General features: G+C 64.6%; 19 protein-coding genes. 18 read left to right on the forward strand and 1 reads right to left on the reverse strand.

Features of this window, described 5'->3' with window-relative positions; genetic code table 11:
• Positions 1-38: 38 nt before the first annotated feature.
• Positions 39-1,085, forward strand: coding sequence for a COG4223 family protein (locus AMB_RS04905; protein WP_011383392.1), 1,047 nt, complete (start codon positions 39-41; stop codon positions 1,083-1,085).
• Between the two features lie 2 nt (positions 1,086-1,087).
• The gene (locus tag AMB_RS04910) at positions 1,088-2,497 is read left to right on the forward strand and encodes a heme biosynthesis protein HemY (RefSeq protein ID WP_011383393.1); all 1,410 of its coding nucleotides are present in this window, start codon (positions 1,088-1,090) and stop codon (positions 2,495-2,497) included.
• On the opposite strand, the gene AMB_RS04915 is transcribed toward AMB_RS04910, so the two are convergent.
• Positions 2,494-3,663 (reverse strand): DUF445 domain-containing protein, encoded by a 1,170-nt coding sequence (locus AMB_RS04915; RefSeq protein ID WP_043746017.1) that lies wholly within the window; start codon positions 3,661-3,663, stop codon positions 2,494-2,496. The genes AMB_RS04910 and AMB_RS04915 overlap by 4 nt on opposite strands.
• Before the next feature lie 270 nt (positions 3,664-3,933).
• On the opposite strand from AMB_RS04915, the gene mamH reads away from it, so the two are divergent.
• From mamH to mamT, 16 genes are all read left to right on the forward strand, one after another.
• Positions 3,934-5,229 carry a magnetosome biogenesis transporter MamH gene (gene mamH, locus AMB_RS04920; protein WP_011383395.1) on the forward strand — a complete coding sequence of 432 codons (1,296 nt, stop codon included), beginning with the start codon at positions 3,934-3,936 and terminating at the stop codon, positions 5,227-5,229.
• Between the two features lie 36 nt (positions 5,230-5,265).
• Positions 5,266-5,475, forward strand: coding sequence for a magnetosome protein MamI (gene mamI / locus AMB_RS04925; RefSeq protein WP_008620768.1), 210 nt, complete (start codon positions 5,266-5,268; stop codon positions 5,473-5,475).
• A 5-nt stretch (positions 5,476-5,480) separates the two neighbouring features.
• On the forward strand, positions 5,481-7,661 hold the full coding sequence (gene mamE / locus AMB_RS04930) for a magnetosome formation protease MamE (protein WP_231848978.1): 2,181 nt from the start codon (positions 5,481-5,483) through the stop codon (positions 7,659-7,661).
• 15 nt (positions 7,662-7,676) lie between these two features.
• Positions 7,677-9,197: a magnetosome protein MamJ gene (gene mamJ / locus AMB_RS23165; RefSeq protein ID WP_011383397.1), complete on the forward strand. Its 1,521-nt coding sequence runs from the start codon at positions 7,677-7,679 to the stop codon at positions 9,195-9,197.
• Between the two features lie 47 nt (positions 9,198-9,244).
• Positions 9,245-10,288, forward strand: a complete 1,044-nt coding sequence (mamK, locus tag AMB_RS04945; RefSeq protein WP_011383398.1) for a MamK family actin-like protein — start codon at positions 9,245-9,247, stop codon at positions 10,286-10,288.
• Positions 10,289-10,343: 55 nt separating this feature from the next.
• Positions 10,344-10,580: a magnetosome protein MamL gene (gene mamL / locus AMB_RS04950; protein ID WP_008620778.1), complete on the forward strand. Its 237-nt coding sequence runs from the start codon at positions 10,344-10,346 to the stop codon at positions 10,578-10,580.
• 50 nt (positions 10,581-10,630) lie between these two features.
• A complete protein-coding gene (mamM, locus tag AMB_RS04955) occupies positions 10,631-11,587 on the forward strand; it encodes a magnetosome biogenesis CDF transporter MamM (protein WP_011383399.1) in 957 nt (318 codons plus the stop codon).
• Positions 11,588-12,901 carry a magnetosome biogenesis transporter MamN gene (mamN, locus tag AMB_RS04960; protein WP_008620782.1) on the forward strand — a complete coding sequence of 438 codons (1,314 nt, stop codon included), beginning with the start codon at positions 11,588-11,590 and terminating at the stop codon, positions 12,899-12,901. It abuts the gene before it with no gap.
• Between the two features lie 40 nt (positions 12,902-12,941).
• A complete protein-coding gene (gene mamO / locus AMB_RS04965; protein ID WP_011383400.1) occupies positions 12,942-14,855 on the forward strand; it encodes a magnetosome protein MamO in 1,914 nt (637 codons plus the stop codon).
• 27 nt (positions 14,856-14,882) lie between these two features.
• Positions 14,883-15,710 (forward strand): magnetosome magnetite formation protein MamP, encoded by an 828-nt coding sequence (gene mamP / locus AMB_RS04970; RefSeq protein ID WP_011383401.1) that lies wholly within the window; start codon positions 14,883-14,885, stop codon positions 15,708-15,710.
• A gap of 34 nt (positions 15,711-15,744) precedes the next feature.
• Entirely contained in the window at positions 15,745-16,398 is a 654-nt protein-coding gene (gene mamA, locus AMB_RS04975) for a magnetosome protein MamA (RefSeq protein ID WP_009869052.1), read from the forward strand.
• A gap of 49 nt (positions 16,399-16,447) precedes the next feature.
• Positions 16,448-17,266, forward strand: a complete 819-nt coding sequence (gene mamQ / locus AMB_RS04980; protein ID WP_011383430.1) for a magnetosome protein MamQ — start codon at positions 16,448-16,450, stop codon at positions 17,264-17,266.
• Positions 17,263-17,517: a magnetosome protein MamR gene (gene mamR / locus AMB_RS04985; RefSeq protein ID WP_008622632.1), complete on the forward strand. Its 255-nt coding sequence runs from the start codon at positions 17,263-17,265 to the stop codon at positions 17,515-17,517. Before mamQ ends, mamR begins: the two co-directional genes overlap by 4 nt.
• A complete protein-coding gene (gene mamB / locus AMB_RS04990; RefSeq protein ID WP_008622631.1) occupies positions 17,514-18,404 on the forward strand; it encodes a magnetosome biogenesis CDF transporter MamB in 891 nt (296 codons plus the stop codon). Before mamR ends, mamB begins: the two co-directional genes overlap by 4 nt.
• Positions 18,405-18,423: 19 nt before the next feature.
• Entirely contained in the window at positions 18,424-18,966 is a 543-nt protein-coding gene (gene mamS / locus AMB_RS04995) for a magnetosome protein MamS (protein ID WP_011383404.1), read from the forward strand.
• Positions 18,967-19,033: 67 nt separating this feature from the next.
• Positions 19,034-19,516, forward strand: a complete 483-nt coding sequence (gene mamT, locus AMB_RS05000) for a magnetosome protein MamT (protein WP_008622199.1) — start codon at positions 19,034-19,036, stop codon at positions 19,514-19,516.
• The last annotated feature ends 8 nt before the right edge of the window (positions 19,517-19,524 follow it).

A 19,524-nucleotide genomic window follows, 5' to 3' on the forward strand; every position in this document is an offset into this window, starting at 1 on the left:
CTGATCGGCGGCAGCGAAGCCAGTGGGAGCGGAGCCTGATGGATAGCAACGAAAAAGAACAACCCCTGGGCGGACGCCGCCCCGCGCGACGCCGGGACGGCGGCGGCCAGGTGGTGGTTCTGTATCTGGCCGTGATCCTGGTGGGCGGCGTGCTGGCCTGGCCCTTGCTGGCGCCGCGTCTCGGCGGCCTTCCCGGCCCCTGGGCCAAATGGCTGGGGGACGAGATGGGCTCCACGGCCGCCGCGCCCCGACCGGCCGGCCTGGACGAACGGGTGGAGATGCTGGAAGCCTCCCTGGGGCCTTTGGCCATGCGGCTGGCGGAGACCGACCGGCGGTTGACCGTGATTGAAGCCGTGATCCGCAAGCAGGAGCACGAACCGCGCAAGGAGGCAGCCGCCGCCGCCGATCAGGCGCAGATGGCGCGTCTGTCCGCCGAGGTGGCCGCCATCAAGGGCGATCTGGACGTGGTCCGCAAGCTGGCGACCGACGAAGGGGGCGCCGCCAAGCTGTCCAGCGCGGTGGAAAAGGCGGAAGCGGCTTTTCGCCGCATCGCCGAACGCCGCGACCGCGCACCCTTGTTCCTGGCGGTGCTGGGGCAACTGCGGGAAGCGGTGGACCGGGGCACGCCTTATCCCGCCCAATTGAAGGCGGCCCTGGCTCTGGCCGAGAAGGGCGGCGCCGACAAGCTGGCGCCATTGACCATGGGGGCGGGGACCGGGGTGGTCTCCCGCGTGGCCCTGGCCGAGAGCTTCCGCATGACGGCGGCGGCGGCGCGCAAGCTCGACGACGTCGCCGAAAGCAGCTGGATTCCTGCCAATATCCGGCATTGGCTGGGATCTGCGGTGGTGGTCCGGCGGGCGGAAAACAGCAATGAAGGCATCGACGGGGCCTTAAACAGCGCCTCCCGGCTGCTGGCGGGCGGCGATCTGGCCGGGGCGGTCACGGTGCTGCGCCATGCCGAAGGTCCCGGCATGGCTGCCATCCAGCCCTGGCTGGAAGCGGCGGAATTGCGTCTGACCGTGGACGCGGTGTTGTCTGAACTGTCGGCGACGGTTATGACCGTCGCCGCGTCCCGGGACGAGTGACCATGCTGTTGCGCCTTATCGTCCTTTTGATCTTCATGTCGCCGGTGGTGCTGGCCACTTTGTGGTTCTCGGACAATGCCGGGACGGTGCAGGTGGAATGGCTGGGGTGGCATGTGGACACCAATGTCCCCGTGCTTCTCGGCATTCTTCTGGCGGTGTTCATGCTGTTTTCCGGCCTGACGCGGCTGTCGGCGCTGGTGGCCGATCTGCCTGCCAAGCTGGGCAAGTCGCGACAGGCCCGGGGACGGGAAAAGGGAATGCTCGCCCTTTTGGCGGCGCTGGACGCGGCCGAAAGCGGCGATGTCGGCGACGGCCGCCGCCTCGGAGCAGAGGCGGCCCGGTTGCTGGACAGTCCCGAGCTTGCTGCCCGCCTGGACCGGCTGATACCGCGCCCCGCTGCGCCTCCGGCGGCGACGCTCCGGCCCGAGCCGGCCAAGGGACGTCTGTTCGCGAAGAAGCCGCCCGCACCGCCGGTGGTCGAAAGAGAGCCGCCGCCGCCGGTCAAGGCCGCGCCGCCGCCTGCTCCCGTCGCCGTCGTCGAGACGCCTGCCGCCCCCGCCGATCCCAGCGCCGAGGATGCGGCCGCCTTTGCCGCCAAACTCCGGGATGGCGAGTGGGCGGCGGCCCAGGCATGCATCGACGCCACTCTTTCCGCCGGGCGGTTGTCGCCGGCCTTGGCCGCGCGATGGCGGGCCGTGGTGCTGGAAGGGCAGGCATGCCTGGACTCCCAGGACGATCCCGCTCGGTCCTTACGGCTGGCGCGTGAGGCATTGGCCGCCGATCCGGGCTTTCTCCCGGCGGCTCTGCACGTGCTTCGGCAGGAGGTGTCCGAAGGTCGCCGGTCCGAAGCCGAAGCGGTCCTGGCCGCGGTCTGGCGGAGCGCTCCCGCCCGGATTTTGCTGGAAACCTGCTCGCCGCTGTGGCGCGAAGACGATGCCGAAAGCCGTTTGAAGCGGCTTGAGGTCCTGGCGGAATGGGCTCCGCATGATCCCGAAGGCCACCTTGCCGCCGGGGAAGCGGCCGTCGCCGCCGCCAAATGGGGCGTCGCCCGCCGTCACCTCATGGCGGCGCTGAAGATCGCGCCCGATGCGTTGGGATGTCGGCTGATGGCCGAGATCGAGGACAAGGAGCCTGGCGGAGCGGAGCGGGCGGAAATCTGGCGCCGCCGTGAACGCGAAGCTCCGGCAGCGCCCACCTGGGTGTGCGAGGCTTGCGGCGCTACCTCGGGGTCATGGGCGCCTTATTGTTCGGCCTGCGCCGCCGGAGCCGCCATCCAATGGACGCGCCCGGCCCACAAGCCGGAAAATCCGCCCGCCCCCGCGAGTGTCCCGCCGTCGGCGGAGGCTCCGCCCGCTCCCGCCGAGCCTAGAGTTTCTCGCATTCAAGCCGAATCAGAAATCGAGAAACTCTAGAAAAACGAGCTGATGCACTTGCGCTGAGCCAGCGTCGTGACCGTGTAGATGGCCAATCCTACCAGGCCGCCGACCACGGTGCCGTTAATGCGGATATACTGAAGATCCTTGCCCACATGGCTTTCCAGCTTCTCGATCAGGAACGGGGTGCGCCAGCGCATGACCAGATCGGTGATCAGCGAGCCTATCAGCTCGCGCCGGGGCACCAGCAAGGCTTCGGTGGCGTCGCGCAGCCAGCGGTTCAGGGTCGCCCGCATGGCGGTGTCGTGCTCCAGCCGTTGACCGATCTCGCGCAGGCCGTTTTCAAGGAGCATCTCCATGGTCTTGGCCTCCTCCATCAGGTGGTCGTAGGCGCTGCTTCCCAACTGGCGGAGATAGGCATCCAGGGCGGGATCGTCGAGAACCTGCATCTTGACCTCCTCGATCCGCTGGGCAAAATGCGGCGAATTGGTCATGCCGTCGATGGTTTCGTGGACGAAGAGCTCGAATTTCAGCCGCCAGGGATGGTCGGGGGCGGTCAGCTCCCCCAGTGAGCCGTCGATGCCTTGGGTGACGCCCTGTGCGATCTGGGTCTCCACCCACAGCGGCAGCCATTCCGGACATTCCTTGGCGACCTTGGCGCGGATGAATGAACGGTTCTGGGCGACGAAGGAGCGGGCCTCGGTCACCAGATGATCCAAGATGGCGTGGTGATAGCCGCGCCCCACCATGTAGGACAAGATGTTGGCCATGCGCGGGGCGGTGATGGCGGTATCGACCACCTTGCGCAGACCGCCGCCGATGGTGCTGCGCCACCGTTGCTCGCCGATTGTATCGACGATGGGGGGGAGCGATCCGGCGATCCGGGCGGCGATCATGGCCGCCGTCTCAGGCCGGGCCAGCCAGCGCCCCAGCCGTCCGGCGGTATCGAGTTCCTCCAGCCGTTGGGCCAGCGCCTGCGACGCCAGCAGGTTGTCGGCGACGAACCGGCCGATGGCGGCGGCGATCCGGCCGTGATTGCGGGGAATGACGGCGGTGTGGGGGATGGGAAGTCCGAAAGGATGGCGAAACAGGGCGGTAACCGCGAACCAATCGGCGATGCCGCCGACCAGGGCGGCTTCGGCGAAGGCCCGAACCGGCGCCAGCCAGGGCCAGGCTTTCTCGCCCCAAACGGAGAATGCGAACACAGCGGAGATCAAGGCAAGCAAAGCCGTAGCATAAGTCCGCATGCGGGAAAGTCCGGCATGTTGCGTTCGATTATCGTTATCTTCTGGTGAAGAGAGCATCTGATCCGAATCCGAGGGTGGCGGCAGGAAATCGAGACTTTTTGTTTCGAGCATATATACGCAATCCGCTGCAGCGGCGGATTACGGGGTACCTTCGTATGAACCCTGTGTTTATGTGTTGTCAACCGCCCCCGACTCGCTGTTATAGTCTGACCGAATCGGAGGTGACGGGTGTCTCGAGTGGAAGCGGCTGCGGCAGAAGTTAAAGTGCGCCAGCACAACGCCCTTTATTTGCTGTCGGCGTTGTGCATGGTTTTCATGACCCTGGTGGTTGCTATTCAGCCGCTATTCTTGCGAAACGTTCTTAATATCTCATTCGAAACCGCCGGCGCCGTCAATGCCAATGTGCAGGTGGTGACCGAGGTTCTGGATCTCTTCATCTTCGCCTATCTCGGCTACCTGTCGGATCGGATCGGGCGGGTCAGGATCATCGTGGCCGGTTTTCTGGTCGCCGCCATCGGTGCGGTGATCGCGCCGCTCAGCCCCTGGATCGGCGGTGCCTCCATCGGGGCGCTGGTCGTCTATTACGTTTCGCGGGTCATCATGTCGGCGGGCAGCGGCGCGGTATGGCCTCAATTGTCGGCCCTGGCCGGGGATTTCAGCGACGACGACACCCGGGCGCGCCTGATGTCCAATACCGCGTTCATGATGGCCTTCGGGGTGACGCTGGTCTACGCTGTTTTGATGCAGATCCCGGCCCATGCGGGCATCGCCGTGACCATGCTGCTGACGGCGGCGGTCTCCCTGGCCGGTGCTTGGCTGGCGGGGAAATTCCTGGTGGATGTCGCTCCGCGCACCCAGGAAACCTCGGTTCCCTGGCGGGCGGTCTGGAGCTTGGTGAAGGCGGAGCCCCGCCTGCGCCTGGCTTTCGCCAGTTCGCTGTTCGCCCGCAGCGACATGGTGTTCGTAGGGCTCTTCCTCATGCTGTGGTTCATCTACTTTGCCGATCTGATCAAGGTCGGGCAGGCCGAGGCGGCGGCGCGGGCCGGAATCTTGATCGGGCTGATGGGGGCGGTGGTCATGCTCTCGATCCCGGTTTGGCGGTCGTTTATCGAGCATTTCGGCCGCATTCAGGCGGTTCTGCTCGGGATGGTGCTCTCCGCCCTGGGATTCATAATGTTGGGTTTCATCATCAATCCGTTCGACTGGTTCATCGTACTGCCCATCTTGTTGATTGCGTCCGGGCAGGCTGGTTGTTTTGTGGCGCCTCAAATATTAACAGTTGACTACGCGCCTAGGGATTTGCTTGGGTCTGTGCTTGGCGCATTTAATGTTATTGGGTGCATTGGTATTATTTTCTTTGTTCAGGTCGGCGGGTTTTTATTTGATTATGTTGGCCCGCCGGCACCTTTTGTCTTTACTGGTGTTGGAAACTTGATTATATCGGCGTATGCATTGCGCCTGCTAAAACGCGAGGCGCGTGACGGCGGCGGCGACGACGCCCCAGGGGACGACGGGGTGGCGTAGCGCCATTCGCTCTGCATCAAGACTGGAGTAACGTTTATGCCAAGCGTGATTTTCGGACTGCTGGCGCTTGCCCTCGGATTGCTGGGGGTGACGGCATGGTGGTGGTCGGTGACCGAGTTCCTGCGCGGAGCGGTGCCGGTGGCCCTGCTCATCCTTGGCTTGGTCGCGTTGGCCTCCGGGGTGCAATCCGTGCGGTTGCCTCGTTCCAACAAGGGGACCGCTTCAGACCCTGACATCGATGGTTGATGGCCATGTTCAATGGTGACGTAGAAGACGGCGGGCGCGGCGATGCTTCCTGCGGCAAGGATCTGAAGCGCTATCTGATGCTCATGGGCGTGGTTGCCCTGGTCGTCCTATTTGGCGCCTTCATTTACCGGCAGTCCTCGGGCGGTCTTCGTCTCGGCGCCATGTTGGAGCAGATGGGGCGGGGCACCGGCCCTGCCGTCAATGTTCCGGTACAGCAGGGCGGGCCGTCGGCAGCCGTCAATCCGGCCATGTCGGTTCCGGCTGGTGCCCGCGTGGCGCCGCCCTCGGCCGCCGGTGCTATAGCGACCATGCCTCCCATGGTGGATTTCGGACCGGCTCCCATTGGGGCCGGGGGGCCGTTCTCCAGCGTCGTCACCTTGCTGCGCAACAGCGTCGTCGCCGTGACCGCGTCATCGGCCAACGGGCAGGCCATGCCCGATCCCCTGGGCTTGGCCAACCCTGACGGACTGCCCCATTTCGCCAATCCCGCCACCCGGTCGGTGGAAAACATCGGCACCGGCGTGATCGTCCGTAACGACGGCTTCATCGTCACCAACTATCATGTGGTGCGCGGCGCCAATTCGGTGTTCGTTACCGTGCAGGACGACGTGGGCTCGACCCGCTATTCCGCCGAAATCATCAAGATGGACGAGGCTCTGGATCTCGCCTTGCTGAAGGTCGCCCCCAAGACGCCGTTGACAGCCGCCGTTCTGGGCGACAGCGACGGGGTGCAGGTCGCCGACGAAGTGATCGCCATCGGGACTCCCTTCGGTCTGGACATGACCGTCAGCCGCGGCATCATTTCCGCCAAGCGCAAGTCCATGGTGATCGAGGGCGTGACCCATTCCAACCTGCTGCAGACCGACGCCGCCATCAACCAGGGCAATTCCGGCGGTCCGCTGGTGATTTCCAACGGGACGGTGGTCGGCATCAATACCGCCATCTACACCCCCAACGGCGCCTTTGCCGGAATAGGCTTCGCCGTGCCCAGCAATCAGGCCCGCCTGTTCATCTTGGATGAAGTGGGCTGGCTGCCGACCTCCACCGCCGAGGGGGCCTCCATGGGCCTGGTGGCCATGCAGCGCCCCATGGGCGGCGGCGTGGGCGCGGCGGGTCCGGCCATTTTCGCCGGGACTAGGGCGCCCCACACCGATGGCCGCCAGAACATGGATTGCACCACCTGCCACGATCTGATTCCGGCCGGAAACGGGCGGCCCGCGCCGATGATGCCCATCGCCGCCCCGATTCCGCCGCCGCCGATTCCCATGGGCGCCGTCTCGCCCCATACCGACGGCCGTCAGAACATGAACTGCGCCAATTGCCATCAGATGCTGGGCGGTGCCGCGCCCATCGCCGCACCGGGACTCGGCGGGGGGGCTTACCGCTTCGCGCAGCCGCCGGGAAGCCTGGCCATCAATATTCAGGGGCCGCGCGGCGGGCAGTCGACCGCCGCCGGAACCGGCCGGGTCACGCTTTTGGGCGCCGCCTTGACTCCCATGTCGCAGCGCCTTGGCGCCCAGACCGGCGTACCGGTCGGACGCGGAGTGTTCATCTCCGGCGTCACGCCCAATACTCCGGCGGCGACGGCGGGGCTGCGGCCCGGCGACGTCTTGCTCAAGGTGGACGGCCGTCCTGTCCGCCTGCCGGAAGAAGTCTCCGCCATCATGGTCGAGATGCATGCCGGACGGTCGGTGCGGCTCGGCGTCCTGCGCGATGGCGATGTGCGCAACATGACCCTGGTCGCGGGACCCGCCGGTCTGGCCGCCGCAGCGGTCCAGGCTCCGGCCATTGCCGACATGGCGCAGCCGCCCATGGGCGGCATGGCCCCCACTGCACCCGGCATGGTCGCGGTTCCCGGTGGTCCGGCCGTCATGCCGAAGCCTCCGACCGAGTTCAACTGGCTGGGCATGGAGATCGAAACCTTCCAGGCGCCGCGTCCGATCACCGGTGTGCCGGGCGCCGTTCCGGTTCCCGGAGCCAAGGGTGCCCAGGTGGCCGAGGTTCTGGTCGGGTCCCGGGCCGCCGTGGCGGGGCTCCAGGCCAATGACCTCATCCTCGAGGTCAATAATCGGCCGGTGGCCGGTCCGGCTCGTCTCGACGCCGCCATTAAGGGGGCGACGAATGCCGGGCAGCAGATTTTGCTGAAGGTCAACCGCAATGGCCAAGAGTTCTGGATTGTCCTTTGATGGTGGAGCTGGATAATGGCGAATAACCGGCGAGATCGCGACAAAGGCGACGGGAGCCAGGGTGAAGGCTTGTCGGCGGGCGGCGGAATGCCGTCGGAGCCCGAGATCGTCTCGGTGACGGTCCATCCCACGCCAACTTTGGCCGTGTCGCTGAAGCCGGCGCAGCAAGGCGATATTTGGGCCAGTTTGCTGGAAAGCTCGCCCTGGTCGGCCAATCACGGCGGCCGGATCGAGCCGGTTCAGCCGAGCCCCGCCCCTACCCGCCCCACGGAATCCCCGTCCGTCGGCGATCTGGTCAGCCGCTGGTCGCAGCCGATCTGGCGGACCCCCAGCCGCGTGGAAGAGGTCGAGACCCCGGAGAGCAATTTCGTCATCGAGTTGGAGGCGTCCCAGCCGATCACTTCGGATATCACGGTGTCCGTCTCCGATCTGGTGATCGAGGTTCAGCCGATCCAGACCACCGAAGCCGAGCCGGAGCCCGAGCTTCCGGTGGCCGAGCCCGAGCCCGGAGTCGTGCCGGTGGACGTTGTGGCCGAAGCCGAGCCGGAGCCCGAGCTTCCGGTGGCCGAGCCCGAGCCCGGAGTCGTGCCGGTGGACGTTGTGGCCGAAGCCGAGCCGGAGCCGGAGCTTCCGGTGGCCGAGCCCGAGCCCGAAGTCGTGCCGGTGGACGTTGTGGCCGAAGCCGAGCCGGAGCCGGAGCTTCCGGTGGCCGAGCCCGAGCCCGAAGTCGTGCCGGTGGACGTTGTGGCCGAAGCCGAGCCGGAGCCGGAGCTTCCGGTGGCCGAGCCCGAGCCCGAAGTCGTGCCGGTGGACGTTGTGGCCGAAGCCGAGCCGGAGCCGGAGCTTCCGGTGGCCGCGCCCGAGCCCGAAGTCTTGCCGGTGGAGGTTGTGGCCGAAGCCGAGCCGGAGCCGGAGCTTCCGGTGGCCGCGCCCGAGCCCGAAGTCTTGCCGGTGGAGGTTGTGGCCGAAGCCGAGCCGGAGCCCGAGCTTCCGGTGGCCGCGCCCGAGCCCGAAGTCGTGCCGGTGGACGTTGTGGCCGAAGCCGAGCCGGAGCCCGAGCTTCCGGTGGCCGAGCCCGAATTGGTTCATGAGGCGGCTGTTTCCGAGCCGGTGGCCGAAAGCATCGAGGACGCGGTGGCGGTTCCCGCCCCGGCGACTAATTTCGGTCTTGCCGAACTGATGCAGGCGGCTGCGGCCATGGCCCCGGTTTTGGCCTCTCCCCCTTCCGTTGCCCCAGCGGCCAAGCCCGTCCGAGAGCCCGCGAAGAAGAGGAAGGCTCCGCCGGTCAGAAAGAAGGTCGCCACGGTTCAGGACGTTCCCGTCGAAGACCTTCTCGGTGGAATTTTCGGGATCGCCGGTTCGGCGGTGCGTAGTGTCCTCAGTCTTGGTGCCGGGGTCGTCGGCGGCGTGGTCAAGGGGGGGCGTGTCATTGGGGACAACGTCGTCGCCGGTGCGCGTCGGCTTACGGGGTCCGCCGAGGGAAGTTGCGGGACCTGCTCCACGTCTCAATGCGATACGGTGGGCAAGAAAAAATAGCTGGCAGCCGTCAATTGGTCATTTAGCACGCGAACGGAGTGACAAAAATGAGTGAAGGTGAAGGCCAGGCCAAGAACAGATTGTTCCTTGGCATCGACCTTGGGACTTCCCATACTGCGGTGATGTCGAGCCGGGGCAAAAAGTTCCTGCTGAAGTCGGTGGTTGGATACCCGAAGGACGTCATCGGTTTGAAGCTGCTCGGCCGCCCCTATGTGGTCGGTGACGAGGCTTTCGAGATGCGCTCCTACCTGGACATCCGCTATCCGCTCCAGGACGGCGTGCTGAGCGAGATCAGCGACCGCGACATCGAAGTGGCGCGGCATCTGCTGACCCATGTGGTGAAGTCGGCCGAGCCCGGCCCCAACGACGAGATCTGCGCCGTCATCGGCGTGCCGGCGCGGGCGTCGGCGGCCAACAAGGCGCTGCTGCTCAAGATGGCTCAGGAGGTGGTTCATACCGCCCTAGTGGTGTCCGAACCGTTCATGGTCGGCTACGGCCTGGACAAGCTGATCAACACCATCATCGTCGATATCGGCGCCGGAACCACGGATATCTGCGCCCTGAAGGGCACTGTTCCCGGCCCCGAAGATCAGGTTACCCTGACCAAGGCTGGCAACTATGTGGATGAGCGGCTCCAGAACGCCATCTTGGAACGTCATCCCGAACTGCAGATGAACGTGAATGTCGCCTGCGCGGTGAAAGAGCAGTTCTCCTTCGTCGGCACCCCCACCGAGGTTGCCTCGTTCGAGTTCCGCGCCGCCGGCAAGCCCGTGCGCGCTGACGTGACCGAGCCGGTGAAGATCGCCTGCGAGGCGCTGATGCCCGACATTATCGAAAGCATCGAGACGCTGCTGCGTTCGTTCCAGCCCGAATATCAGGCCACCGTGCTTCAAAACATCGTGTTTGCCGGCGGCGGCTCGCGCATTCGCGGATTGGCGGCCTACGTCAAGGAAAAGCTGCGTCCCTTCGGCGATGCGAACGTGACCTGCGTCAAGGACCCCACTTTCGACGGTTGCCGGGGCGCCTTGCGTCTGGCGGAAGAGCTTCCGCCGCAGTATTGGCGTCAGCTTGGAGACGTCTCCGGCTCGTGACGGGGGGAGAGTTCGATATGCGGGACGGGGATACGCGGCAGTCTAGGACAGTGGCATGGTAAGATTGATCGGATCGTTGGTGTTCGGCGGGTTGATCGTGCTGTTGGCGTCGTCCAACGCGCATATGGTCGAAACCCGCCTGGGACCACTGGCGATGATTGCGCCGCATTTCGTTGTTCTGGGCATAACGTTTTTTCTCGGTTTCGCCATCGGCATCGTCTCGGTGCTGGCGAACGTCATGACGCGGCGCAAGCAGAAGTCGCCGGGGAAGAGCATCGTCATCAAGCGCTGAATCCCTTCGCTTGGGTTGAAGGCGGGGTCGGGGCTTTGGAGTGAGTAAGGATGAGGAAGAGCGGTTGCACGGTCTGCAGCAGGAGCATCGGTTGGGTCGGCCTGGCTGTAAACACCGTACTGATGGTCATGAAGGCGTTCGTCGGTCTGATCGGCGGATCGCAGGCCATGCTCGCCGATGCCATGTATTCGCTGAAGGACATGCTGAATGCGCTGATGGTGGTCATCGGGACCACCATCTCCAGCAAGCCCCTTGACGCGGAGCATCCCTACGGCCACGGCAAGGTCGAATTCATTCTGTCCATGGTGGTCAGCGTCGTTTTCATCGGACTGACCGGCTATCTGCTGGTCCACGCCGTCCAGATCTTGTTGGATGAAAGCATGCACCGCACCCCGCATCTGATCGTGCTGTGGGCGGCGCTGGTTTCCGTCGGCGTCAATGTGGCCATGTATTTCTACTCCCGCTGCGTCGCCATCGAGACCAACAGTCCCATCATCAAGACCATGGCCAAGCATCACCATGGCGACGCCACCGCTTCGGGGGCCGTGGCGCTGGGCATCATCGGCGCCCATTACCTCAACATGCCGTGGATCGATCCGGCGGTCGCCCTGTGGGAAACCATCGACCTGCTGCTGCTGGGCAAGGTCGTCTTCATGGATGCCTATCGCGGCCTGATGGACCATACCGCGGGCGAGGCGGTGCAGAACCGCATCGTCGATACGGCGGAGCGGGTCCCCGGCGTGCGCGGCGTGATCCATCTGCGCGCCCGCTATGTGGGCCAAGACATCTGGGCCGACATGATCATCGGCGTCGATCCCGAGCATACGGTGGAGCAGGCCCACGACATTTGCGAGGCGGTTCAGGCCGCGGTCTGCGGCAAGATGCGCCGTATCGAATCGCTGCATGTCAGCGCCGAGGCGCGAGAAGCCGGAGATACAAGCAAGCCGACATTCTCGGAAGAACCGCTGACTTACGATGAAGTCATGTTGTCGAAGGTGGATAACTAGATGATCGGACTTCTCACCCTTGCCGTGTTCGTCGCGACGTTCGCCGTTATCTATCGGTGGGCGGAGGGCAGCCATCTGGCCGTTCTGGCCGGGGCGGCGGCATTGGTGGTGATCGGAACCATCAGCGGCAGCTACACGCCGGTCATGGCGCTGCGCTCCGTCTATTTCGAGACTCTGGCCCTGATCTTCGGCATGGCGGCCATTTCCGCCCTCCTGGCCCGCTCCGGCGTCTATGCCTATCTGGCGGCCGGAACGGCGGAACTGTCCCAGGGCCAAGGGCGCTGGATCTTGGTGATGATGGCGCTGGTGACCTACGGGATTTCGCTGGCTAGCAACTCCTTGGTGACGGTGGCGGTGGTGGTTCCGGTGACCTTGACGGTGTGCTTTCGCACCGGCATCGACCCCGTGCCGGTCATCATCGCCGAGATTATCGCCGCCAATCTGGGCGGGGCCTCGACCATGATCGGCGACTTCCCCAACATGATTCTGGCCTCGGCGGGCAAGCTTCACTTCAACGATTTCATCGCCGGGATGATGCCTGTCTGCCTGATCTTGCTGGCGGTGATGCTGGTATTCTTCGAGCGGCGTTTGGGCGACTGGAAAGGCTCGGAAATTCCGGTGGATCCGGTCTGGGCCCGGGGCGAGGCGCTGCGTCACAGTGCCATCGACCGTCGGCTTTTGAGTTATGGACTGATCATTTTCGGCGTCACCGTCGCCGGTTTGATTCTGGCGGGGCCGCTGAAGGTGCGGCCGGGCTGGATCGCCTTTGTCGCCGGGGTGACGGCGCTGGGTCTGGGCCGCTTCAAGGATGACGAGTTCTTCTCGGCCTGCGGCGGCACCGACATCTTGTTCTACGGCGGCCTGTTCGTGATGGTGGGGGCCTTGACCTCGGTGGGGATTCTCGACTGGGCGGTGAACTGGCTCGAAGGCATTACCGCCGCCCATGACCGCGTCCGCGCCATCCTTTTGATGTGGATGGCAGCCGCCGTCACTATTTTCGTGGGCGGCGGCACCTCGGCGGCGGTCTTCGCCCCGGTGGCGGCGACGCTTCGCCTGGACGGGGACGGTCAGGCGGCTTGGTGGGCGCTGGCGCTGGGCATCATGGCGGGGTCGGTGGCTGCGCTGCCGGGCGCCACGGCGGGATCCCTGGCCATGACTCAATATTCCGGCTTCGTGAAGCGGCATCCGGAACTGGCATCCGCAGCCGCCGCCGGTCTGCAATTCACCCATCGGGAATATGTCCGCTGGGGCATGCCACTGATGGGGATCTTCTTGGTTCTGGGGACCGTCTATATCGCGGTTCTCGTGGGATGAGAGATGACGACAGGAATCCGAATGAGCTTGGAACTCAGCCATGATTGAAGTCGGCGAGACCATGGGCGAATTGCCCACCAACAAGATCGTGTTTTGCGAACGGTCGTGGAAGACGCCTGTCTCGATCCTGGCCTTCTTGATCTTCGTGACCTTCGCCTGGGGGATCTATCTCCTGGACCATTACGACGAGGACGACAATTTCCACGGGGCCGACGATCTGTCGGTGGGTCAGTTCCTGGTGCGCAACATCGCCATGCCGCATGTGCAGCGGCTGTATCACACGGTTCCCCCTGCTGTGGTCGGGGTCGGCGGCGGCGGGGTCAATGCCGGTCCGGTGGCCTCGGGGGCCATCGTGGGGACCAACGGCTATGTGATCACCACCTTGCATTCGGTGTCCAAGCTGCCGGAGATTTCGGTCCAGGTGGCGACGACGGGTGGGATCAGGCGCTTTCCGGCCCAGGTGGTGAAGACCATTCCGGGGCATGATCTGGCGCTGCTGAAGATGCAGACCACCGAGAAGTTCCTGCATTTCCGCATGGCCGACGTCCAGACGGTGGTGCCGGGTCAGCAGGTCTTCGCCTTCGGCCGCAACATGGCGGGGGCGCCGCTGGTGCGCCAGGGCCTGGTGCAATCGGCGGATGCGCCGCTGGCGGTGGGGGCGACCCAGATCACCCATCTGCTGCGTTCGGACGCGGTCTACAGCTGGGAACAGACCGGCGGCCCGCTGGTCAATGCCCAGGGTGATCTGGTGGGCATCAACATCGCCGCTACCGGCCCCACCGGCAAGGTGGAAGGCTTCACGGTGCCGGCCCAGGTGATCGTGTCCCATCTTCAGGACGTGGTTCGCTTCAAGAAGGGCTCCGCCACGGCACCCGGCCAACCTCAGACCCAGACCGTCGCTGCCGGTTCCACCAATTGGTGGTCCAAGGCCCGGGCGGTGGTCGGGGGACCGACTGCCATTCCGGGGATGGGCATGAACGTCGTGCAAGGCAATGTGGTCAAGGGCAATGTCGCGCCGTCCATTCCCTCGGGCATGCCCTTCATCGACACAGACCATGTCGGGGGTGCAAAGATCGGCGGATACTCCGTCGCCGATATCGTCGGCCTGGTCATGCTCGCCTTGGCGGCGGGTGTCACCGGCGGCATGATGACCATGGGCGGCGGCGTGCTCCAGGTCGCCGGCATGATGGTCTTCTTCGGCTATGGCATGTATCTGATCCGCCCGGTGGTCTTTCTGACCAATGTGGTGGTGTACGGTGCTGCCTCATTGCGCAACGACAAGGCTCAACTGGTCCAGTGGGACAAGGTCAAGCCGCTGATTCCCTGGGGCATCGCCGGCGTGATCCTGGGCTATTTCATCGGCAACGCCATCGGCGATTCTGTGGTGGGTATTCTACTGGGCCTGTTCGCTCTGATCATGGCGGGCAAGGCGGTCATGGAAATTCTTCAGCCCAATGCCGGCGAGGAAACGGCCGAGTCCATTTCCGCCACAGAGGCTGAAGACGAGATGGACGAATTGATGGCTTTGGCAGACGGCACCTCCAGGCCCAAGGCCAGCGGCCTTGCCTTGCCGGAAGGCCATGCCCGTTCGGCGGTGTTGGGGCTGCCCATGGGTCTGTTCAGCGGTATTCTCGGCATCAGCGGCGGCGTCATCGAGGTTCCGCTGCAGCGCTATGTGGGACGCATCAGCCTGCAAAACGCCATCGCCAACAGTTCGGTCCTGGTGTTCTGGGCCTCGGTGGCCGGTTCGGTGGTGGCCTTCCTCCACGGATCCAGCACGGGTCTGATTCATTGGGAAGCGCCGGTGACCCTGGCCCTGGTGATGATTCCCGGCGCCTATGTGGGCGGCATCATCGGAGCGCGCCTGATGCGGGTCTTGCCGGTGCGGGTGCTCAAGGGCGTGTATGCGGCGACCATGGCCGCTATCGCTCTCAAGATGCTGACCTCGGTGTGATGATCATGATGCTGGGATTGGCCGGACATGAATAGCAAGGTGGCGCTTCTGGTCGTGGGACTGGCCGTTGTTCTGGCGCTCGTCATCGGGCGGCAGGGGCCGGTCGCGCCCCAGGCCACGAATACGCAGTCCCAGGCGGTGGCAGCAGGGCCGGTCGCGGCGCCTGTGGCCTTTCCCCAGCCCCTGTATCCCCAGGCGGCCAATGTTGCCATGCCGGTGGAGCCCGATCCTGCGGCGGGCGGCGGGACCGCGCCGGCGACGGAATCGCCGCTGCCCAACTTCGTTCCGCGCAAGCTGAAGGTGTTCGAAGGGCATTGGCAGGGCATGGACGGTCGCCTGATGACCGAGGAACTGGCCCGCAAGCTGAACTATCCGCGCGGCCTGCAGGGGGTTTTGCTGGGCGAAGTCACGCTGAACGCGGCGTTTTCCGGGCTTTTGGCCGGCGATCTCATCGTCAGGATCGACGATACCCCGGTCACCGACATGGAGAGTTTCAAGGCCGCCAGCCGGACCGTGGCCAACCGCTCCGATGCGCGGATCAGCGTGCTGCGTAAGGACAACCGGCCGGGGGCTCCGGTGGTGCGCAAGCTGACGGTGGTCCTGCGCGAGGCCGAGGGCGGCCTGGGCTTCGCCCAGTTGGAAGGCGCGCCCATGATCCTGGCGGGCGATCCGCGCCCCCACGGCTATCGCGGCGCCTGCACCGATTGCCACCCCATCGGCCAGGGGTTCGAGTTGACCCCCGACCCAGATTTGATAAGCCTGCCCCCGCCGACGATCACGCGTGATATGGTCGCCCGGAGCGTCAATCCTCACGAAGTGCGCGGGCCGTGCGAAGCCTGCCACGTCATAAAGTGATCAGAGCCACCTGATTAGGATTTTGGAGAACACTATGTCTAGCAAGCCGTCGGATATTCTTGACGAGGTCACTCTTTACGCTCACTACGGCCTTTCGGTGGCGAAGAAGCTCGGAATGAACATGGTCGATGCGTTCCGTGCGGCCTTTTCCGTCAACGACGACATCCGCCAGGTGTATTACCGCGACAAGGGCATCTCCCACGCCAAGGCCGGGCGCTATTCCCAGGCCGTCATGCTGCTGGAGCAGGTCTACGACGCCGATGCCTTCGATGTGGATGTGGCTCTGCACCTGGGAATCGCCTATGTGAAGACCGGCGCCGTCGATCGCGGCACCGAACTACTCGAACGTTCCTTGGCCGATGCGCCCGACAACGTGAAGGTGGCGACCGTTCTCGGCCTGACCTATGTGCAGGTGCAAAAGTACGATCTGGCCGTTCCGCTGCTGATCAAGGTGGCCGAGGCCAATCCCATCAATTTCAACGTCCGGTTCCGTCTGGGCGTGGCGCTGGACAACCTCGGCCGTTTCGACGAAGCCATCGACAGCTTCAAGATCGCGCTGGGCCTGCGTCCCAATGAAGGCAAGGTGCATCGCGCCATCGCCTTCAGCTATGAGCAGATGGGCCGGCACGAGGAAGCCTTGCCGCATTTCAAGAAGGCCAATGAACTTGACGAAGGGGCCTCGGTCTGAGGCCGTATGTGGGGCGTTTCCTTCATACGACGAGCTTAGAGAGGCGGATATGGCATTAGGCGACGCGAATGTTGGTTCGGCCCCTGGGGTCGACTTCAGTGCGCTGCAACGGGTGAAGCAGTCGGAGGAGCTGCTTGCCCAGTTGTACGTGGTGGAGGAGACGCCGCGTCGTTTGGGGCGTGGGCCGGTGCACGCTCTTATGGTCATATCGGTTTTGTCGGTTGTTGCGTTCATCGCGACGTTGCTGATGCGCTACAACACCTTCGTGACCATGTCGGAAGACACGCAGGCGAAGCGGTCCAATTACGAGGTGATGATCCAGCGCCGGGACAATCTGTTCGGCAATCTTGTGAAGCTGACGCTGAACCATGCTGCATTGGAGCACTCGATCTTCTCGCATACCTCGGACAAGCGGACCGAGGGCGTTGAGGCTGGCAAGGGCGGCCCTATCGGCTCGGCGCTGGAACAGCTGATGAAGCAGGGCGGGATCGGCAAGCTTCTGGGTGATATTGGGGGCGGCAAGGCGCTGCTGGGGGCCGACGGAGGCTTCGGCAATGCGCTGGGCCGTTTGATGGCGGTGGTGGAGCAGTATCCGACCATCCAGTCGGTGGACACCTACAAGCATATGATGACGTCGCTGGTGGAGATGGAAGACCGCATCGCGACGCGTCGGGAGGATTACAACGCCGCCGCCTCGACCTACAACATCGAGATCACCAAGTGGCCGTGGAACTATCTGGCGTTCATCACCGGGTTCAAGCGGGCGGAGTATTTCCAGGAAAAGCCGGCGGGCGACACGCCGATCATCACGCCGCAGCTGTTCCAGGAACTGTTGCCTCTCAACCATGCGCAGGACATCAAGAAATGATCTGGACGGCGGTGATCAAGGGGAGCGCGCTGGTGACCTTCGTGCAGGGCGCCATGGTGCTGGTGGACAAGATCTTCGGCGAGGAGATCTTGCCGCACCGGATCTACAGCAGCGCGGAAGCCTCGCAATTGCTGGGGATGGACCGTCTCGAGGTGCTGGGCCTGATTCGTTCGGGGACGATCAAGGCGAAGAAGGTGGGCGATAATTATCGTATCCTGGGCTCCAATCTTGTGGATTACATGAACCGATGAAGTTCGAAAATTGCAGGGATTGCCGCGAGGAAGTGGTGTGGTGGGCCTTTACCGCCGACATCTGCATGACCCTGTTCAAGGGGGTCCTCGGGCTGATGAGCGGCAGCGTGGCGCTGGTGGCGGATTCGTTGCATTCGGGGGCGGACGTGGTGGCCAGCGGGGTGACCCAGCTCAGCTTGAAGATTTCGAACAAGCCGGCGGATGAGCGCTATCCGTTCGGCTACGGCAACATCCAATACATCTCGTCGTCCATCGTGGGCTCCTTGCTGCTGATCGGGGCCAGCTTCTTGATGTACGGCTCGGTGATGAAGCTGATCTCGGGGACCTACGAGGCGCCAAGCATCTTCGCGGCGGTTGGGGCGTCGGTGACGGTGATCGTCAACGAGCTGATGTATCGCTACCAGATCTGCGTGGGCAACGAAAACAACAGCCCGGCCATCATCGCCAATGCCTGGGACAACCGGTCCGACGCCATCTCGTCGGCGGCGGTGATGGTCGGCGTGATCGCCTCGGTGATCGGCTTTCCCATCGCCGACACCATCGCGGCCATCGGCGTCTCGGCCCTGGTGGGACGCATCGGCCTGGAACTGATCGGAACCTCGATCCACGGCCTGATGGACAGCTCGGTGGATACGGAATTGCTGCAGACCGCCTGGCAGGTGGCCATGGACACGCCCATGGTCCACAGCATCTATTTCCTGCGCGGTCGCCATGTGGGCGAGGACGTGCAGTTCGACATCCGCCTGCGGGTCGATCCCAATCTGCGCATCAAGGACAGTTCCATGGTGGCCGAGGCGGTACGCCGGCGCATCCAGGAGGAAATCCCCCACGCCCGCGACATCCGCCTGTTCGTCAGCCCGGCACCCGCCGCCGCGGCACGGGCCTGAGCGAGAGAGGGGCGGCGTCATGGACATCCGGCCAGAGCGTATGTTGAGCCGTATTCGGCAGATGGCCGAAGGCGCCGTCTCGCCCCAGCTGGTGCTCGGCCTCGGGGTCGTCCTGATCCTGGGGCTGGTTGTGAGCGCCATGCTTCCCGACCGCTTCACAGGCGGCGGCAAAACCGGCGGCGGCGTCACGGCCCAAAGCCAGGCATTGTCGCTTCCCGCCGCCCTGCCGGGTCTGTCGCCCTTTACCCCGGCGACGCCTTTGCAGTTCAGCGGCCGTGTCACCCAGGTGGCCAGCATCGGCAACGATGTCGGCTGGGGGCAGGTCCATATCTGGATCGACAACGGCACCGGCGCCCTGCAGGAGATTTCGGTGGCGCCGCAGGCATATCTTACCCAGATCGGCTGCCCGTCCTTCGACGGAGCGCGGGTCAGCGGCGTCGGATTCATCTTCGATCCGGGGCGGCCCAATGCCGAGCTTTACGTCAAGTCGATCCAGGTCGGCGGGCGGACCTGCAAGTTGCGCGATGACGAGGGACTGGCACTGTGGATGGTGGTGCAGTGAGTCCGAGGAGACGGGGAAGGTGAGCATGGAGGCGCCGCGGCGCGGCCGTCGCTGGGTAAGCTTGGGGATGATCGCCTTGTTGGCGGCGATCGGGCTGGGACTCTATTGGGACCAGCTGTCCACGCCGTCCGGCATAACGCCCGCCACCTCGCCCCGACGGGCGGAGGGGCTGCTGCTGGGGCGTCTACCGCTGCCCATGGAGCCATCGCTGCTGTCGCCGTTGGAGCGGCTGCTGGAACCGCCGCTCCGCTACAAGCTGATGACCATCCGCCATATCCCGCCGGTGAAGCCAGGAACCGGAATGCCGCATCCCTATGTAGGCGATTGCATCCAGTGCCACCTGATGGTGGGCGGCCCGGCCGCCGGCTCCCAGTTCAAGACGCCCTATGGCGCCGTTTTGGAAAATCTCTCGCGGGTCCGCAAGCTGGGACCGCCCATTCTGCCGACCTCCCGCCAGCCGCATCCGCCGGCCGGACGATGCATCAAATGCCACGACATCGTGGTCAAGGTGCCGGTGGACAAGAAAGGCGGCATGAGATGGCAATTATGATCGCGGGC

The organism is Paramagnetospirillum magneticum AMB-1 (genome assembly GCF_000009985.1).
Classification (GTDB): Bacteria; Pseudomonadota; Alphaproteobacteria; order Rhodospirillales; family Magnetospirillaceae; genus Phaeospirillum; species Phaeospirillum magneticum.

Bases quoted from the DNA above. Each gene is read 5' to 3' on its own strand.
- mamS (WP_011383404.1), top strand. From the start codon at position 18,424: ATGGACATCCGGCCAGAGCGTATGTTGAGCCGTATTCGGCAGATGGCC.
- mamI (WP_008620768.1), top strand. From the start codon at position 5,266: ATGCCAAGCGTGATTTTCGGACTGCTGGCGCTTGCCCTCGGATTGCTG.
- AMB_RS04910 (WP_011383393.1), top strand. From the start codon at position 1,088: ATGCTGTTGCGCCTTATCGTCCTTTTGATCTTCATGTCGCCGGTGGTG.
- mamA (WP_009869052.1), top strand. From the start codon at position 15,745: ATGTCTAGCAAGCCGTCGGATATTCTTGACGAGGTCACTCTTTACGCT.
- mamB (WP_008622631.1), top strand. From the start codon at position 17,514: ATGAAGTTCGAAAATTGCAGGGATTGCCGCGAGGAAGTGGTGTGGTGG.
- mamL (WP_008620778.1), top strand. From the start codon at position 10,344: ATGGTAAGATTGATCGGATCGTTGGTGTTCGGCGGGTTGATCGTGCTG.
- mamP (WP_011383401.1), top strand. From the start codon at position 14,883: ATGAATAGCAAGGTGGCGCTTCTGGTCGTGGGACTGGCCGTTGTTCTG.
- mamO (WP_011383400.1), top strand. From the start codon at position 12,942: ATGATTGAAGTCGGCGAGACCATGGGCGAATTGCCCACCAACAAGATC.
- mamQ (WP_011383430.1), top strand. From the start codon at position 16,448: ATGGCATTAGGCGACGCGAATGTTGGTTCGGCCCCTGGGGTCGACTTC.
- AMB_RS04905 (WP_011383392.1), top strand. From the start codon at position 39: ATGGATAGCAACGAAAAAGAACAACCCCTGGGCGGACGCCGCCCCGCG.
- mamE (WP_231848978.1), top strand. From the start codon at position 5,481: ATGTTCAATGGTGACGTAGAAGACGGCGGGCGCGGCGATGCTTCCTGC.
- mamN (WP_008620782.1), top strand. From the start codon at position 11,588: ATGATCGGACTTCTCACCCTTGCCGTGTTCGTCGCGACGTTCGCCGTT.
- mamT (WP_008622199.1), top strand. From the start codon at position 19,034: ATGATCGCCTTGTTGGCGGCGATCGGGCTGGGACTCTATTGGGACCAG.
- mamM (WP_011383399.1), top strand. From the start codon at position 10,631: ATGAGGAAGAGCGGTTGCACGGTCTGCAGCAGGAGCATCGGTTGGGTC.
- mamR (WP_008622632.1), top strand. From the start codon at position 17,263: ATGATCTGGACGGCGGTGATCAAGGGGAGCGCGCTGGTGACCTTCGTG.
- mamK (WP_011383398.1), top strand. From the start codon at position 9,245: ATGAGTGAAGGTGAAGGCCAGGCCAAGAACAGATTGTTCCTTGGCATC.
- mamJ (WP_011383397.1), top strand. From the start codon at position 7,677: ATGGCGAATAACCGGCGAGATCGCGACAAAGGCGACGGGAGCCAGGGT.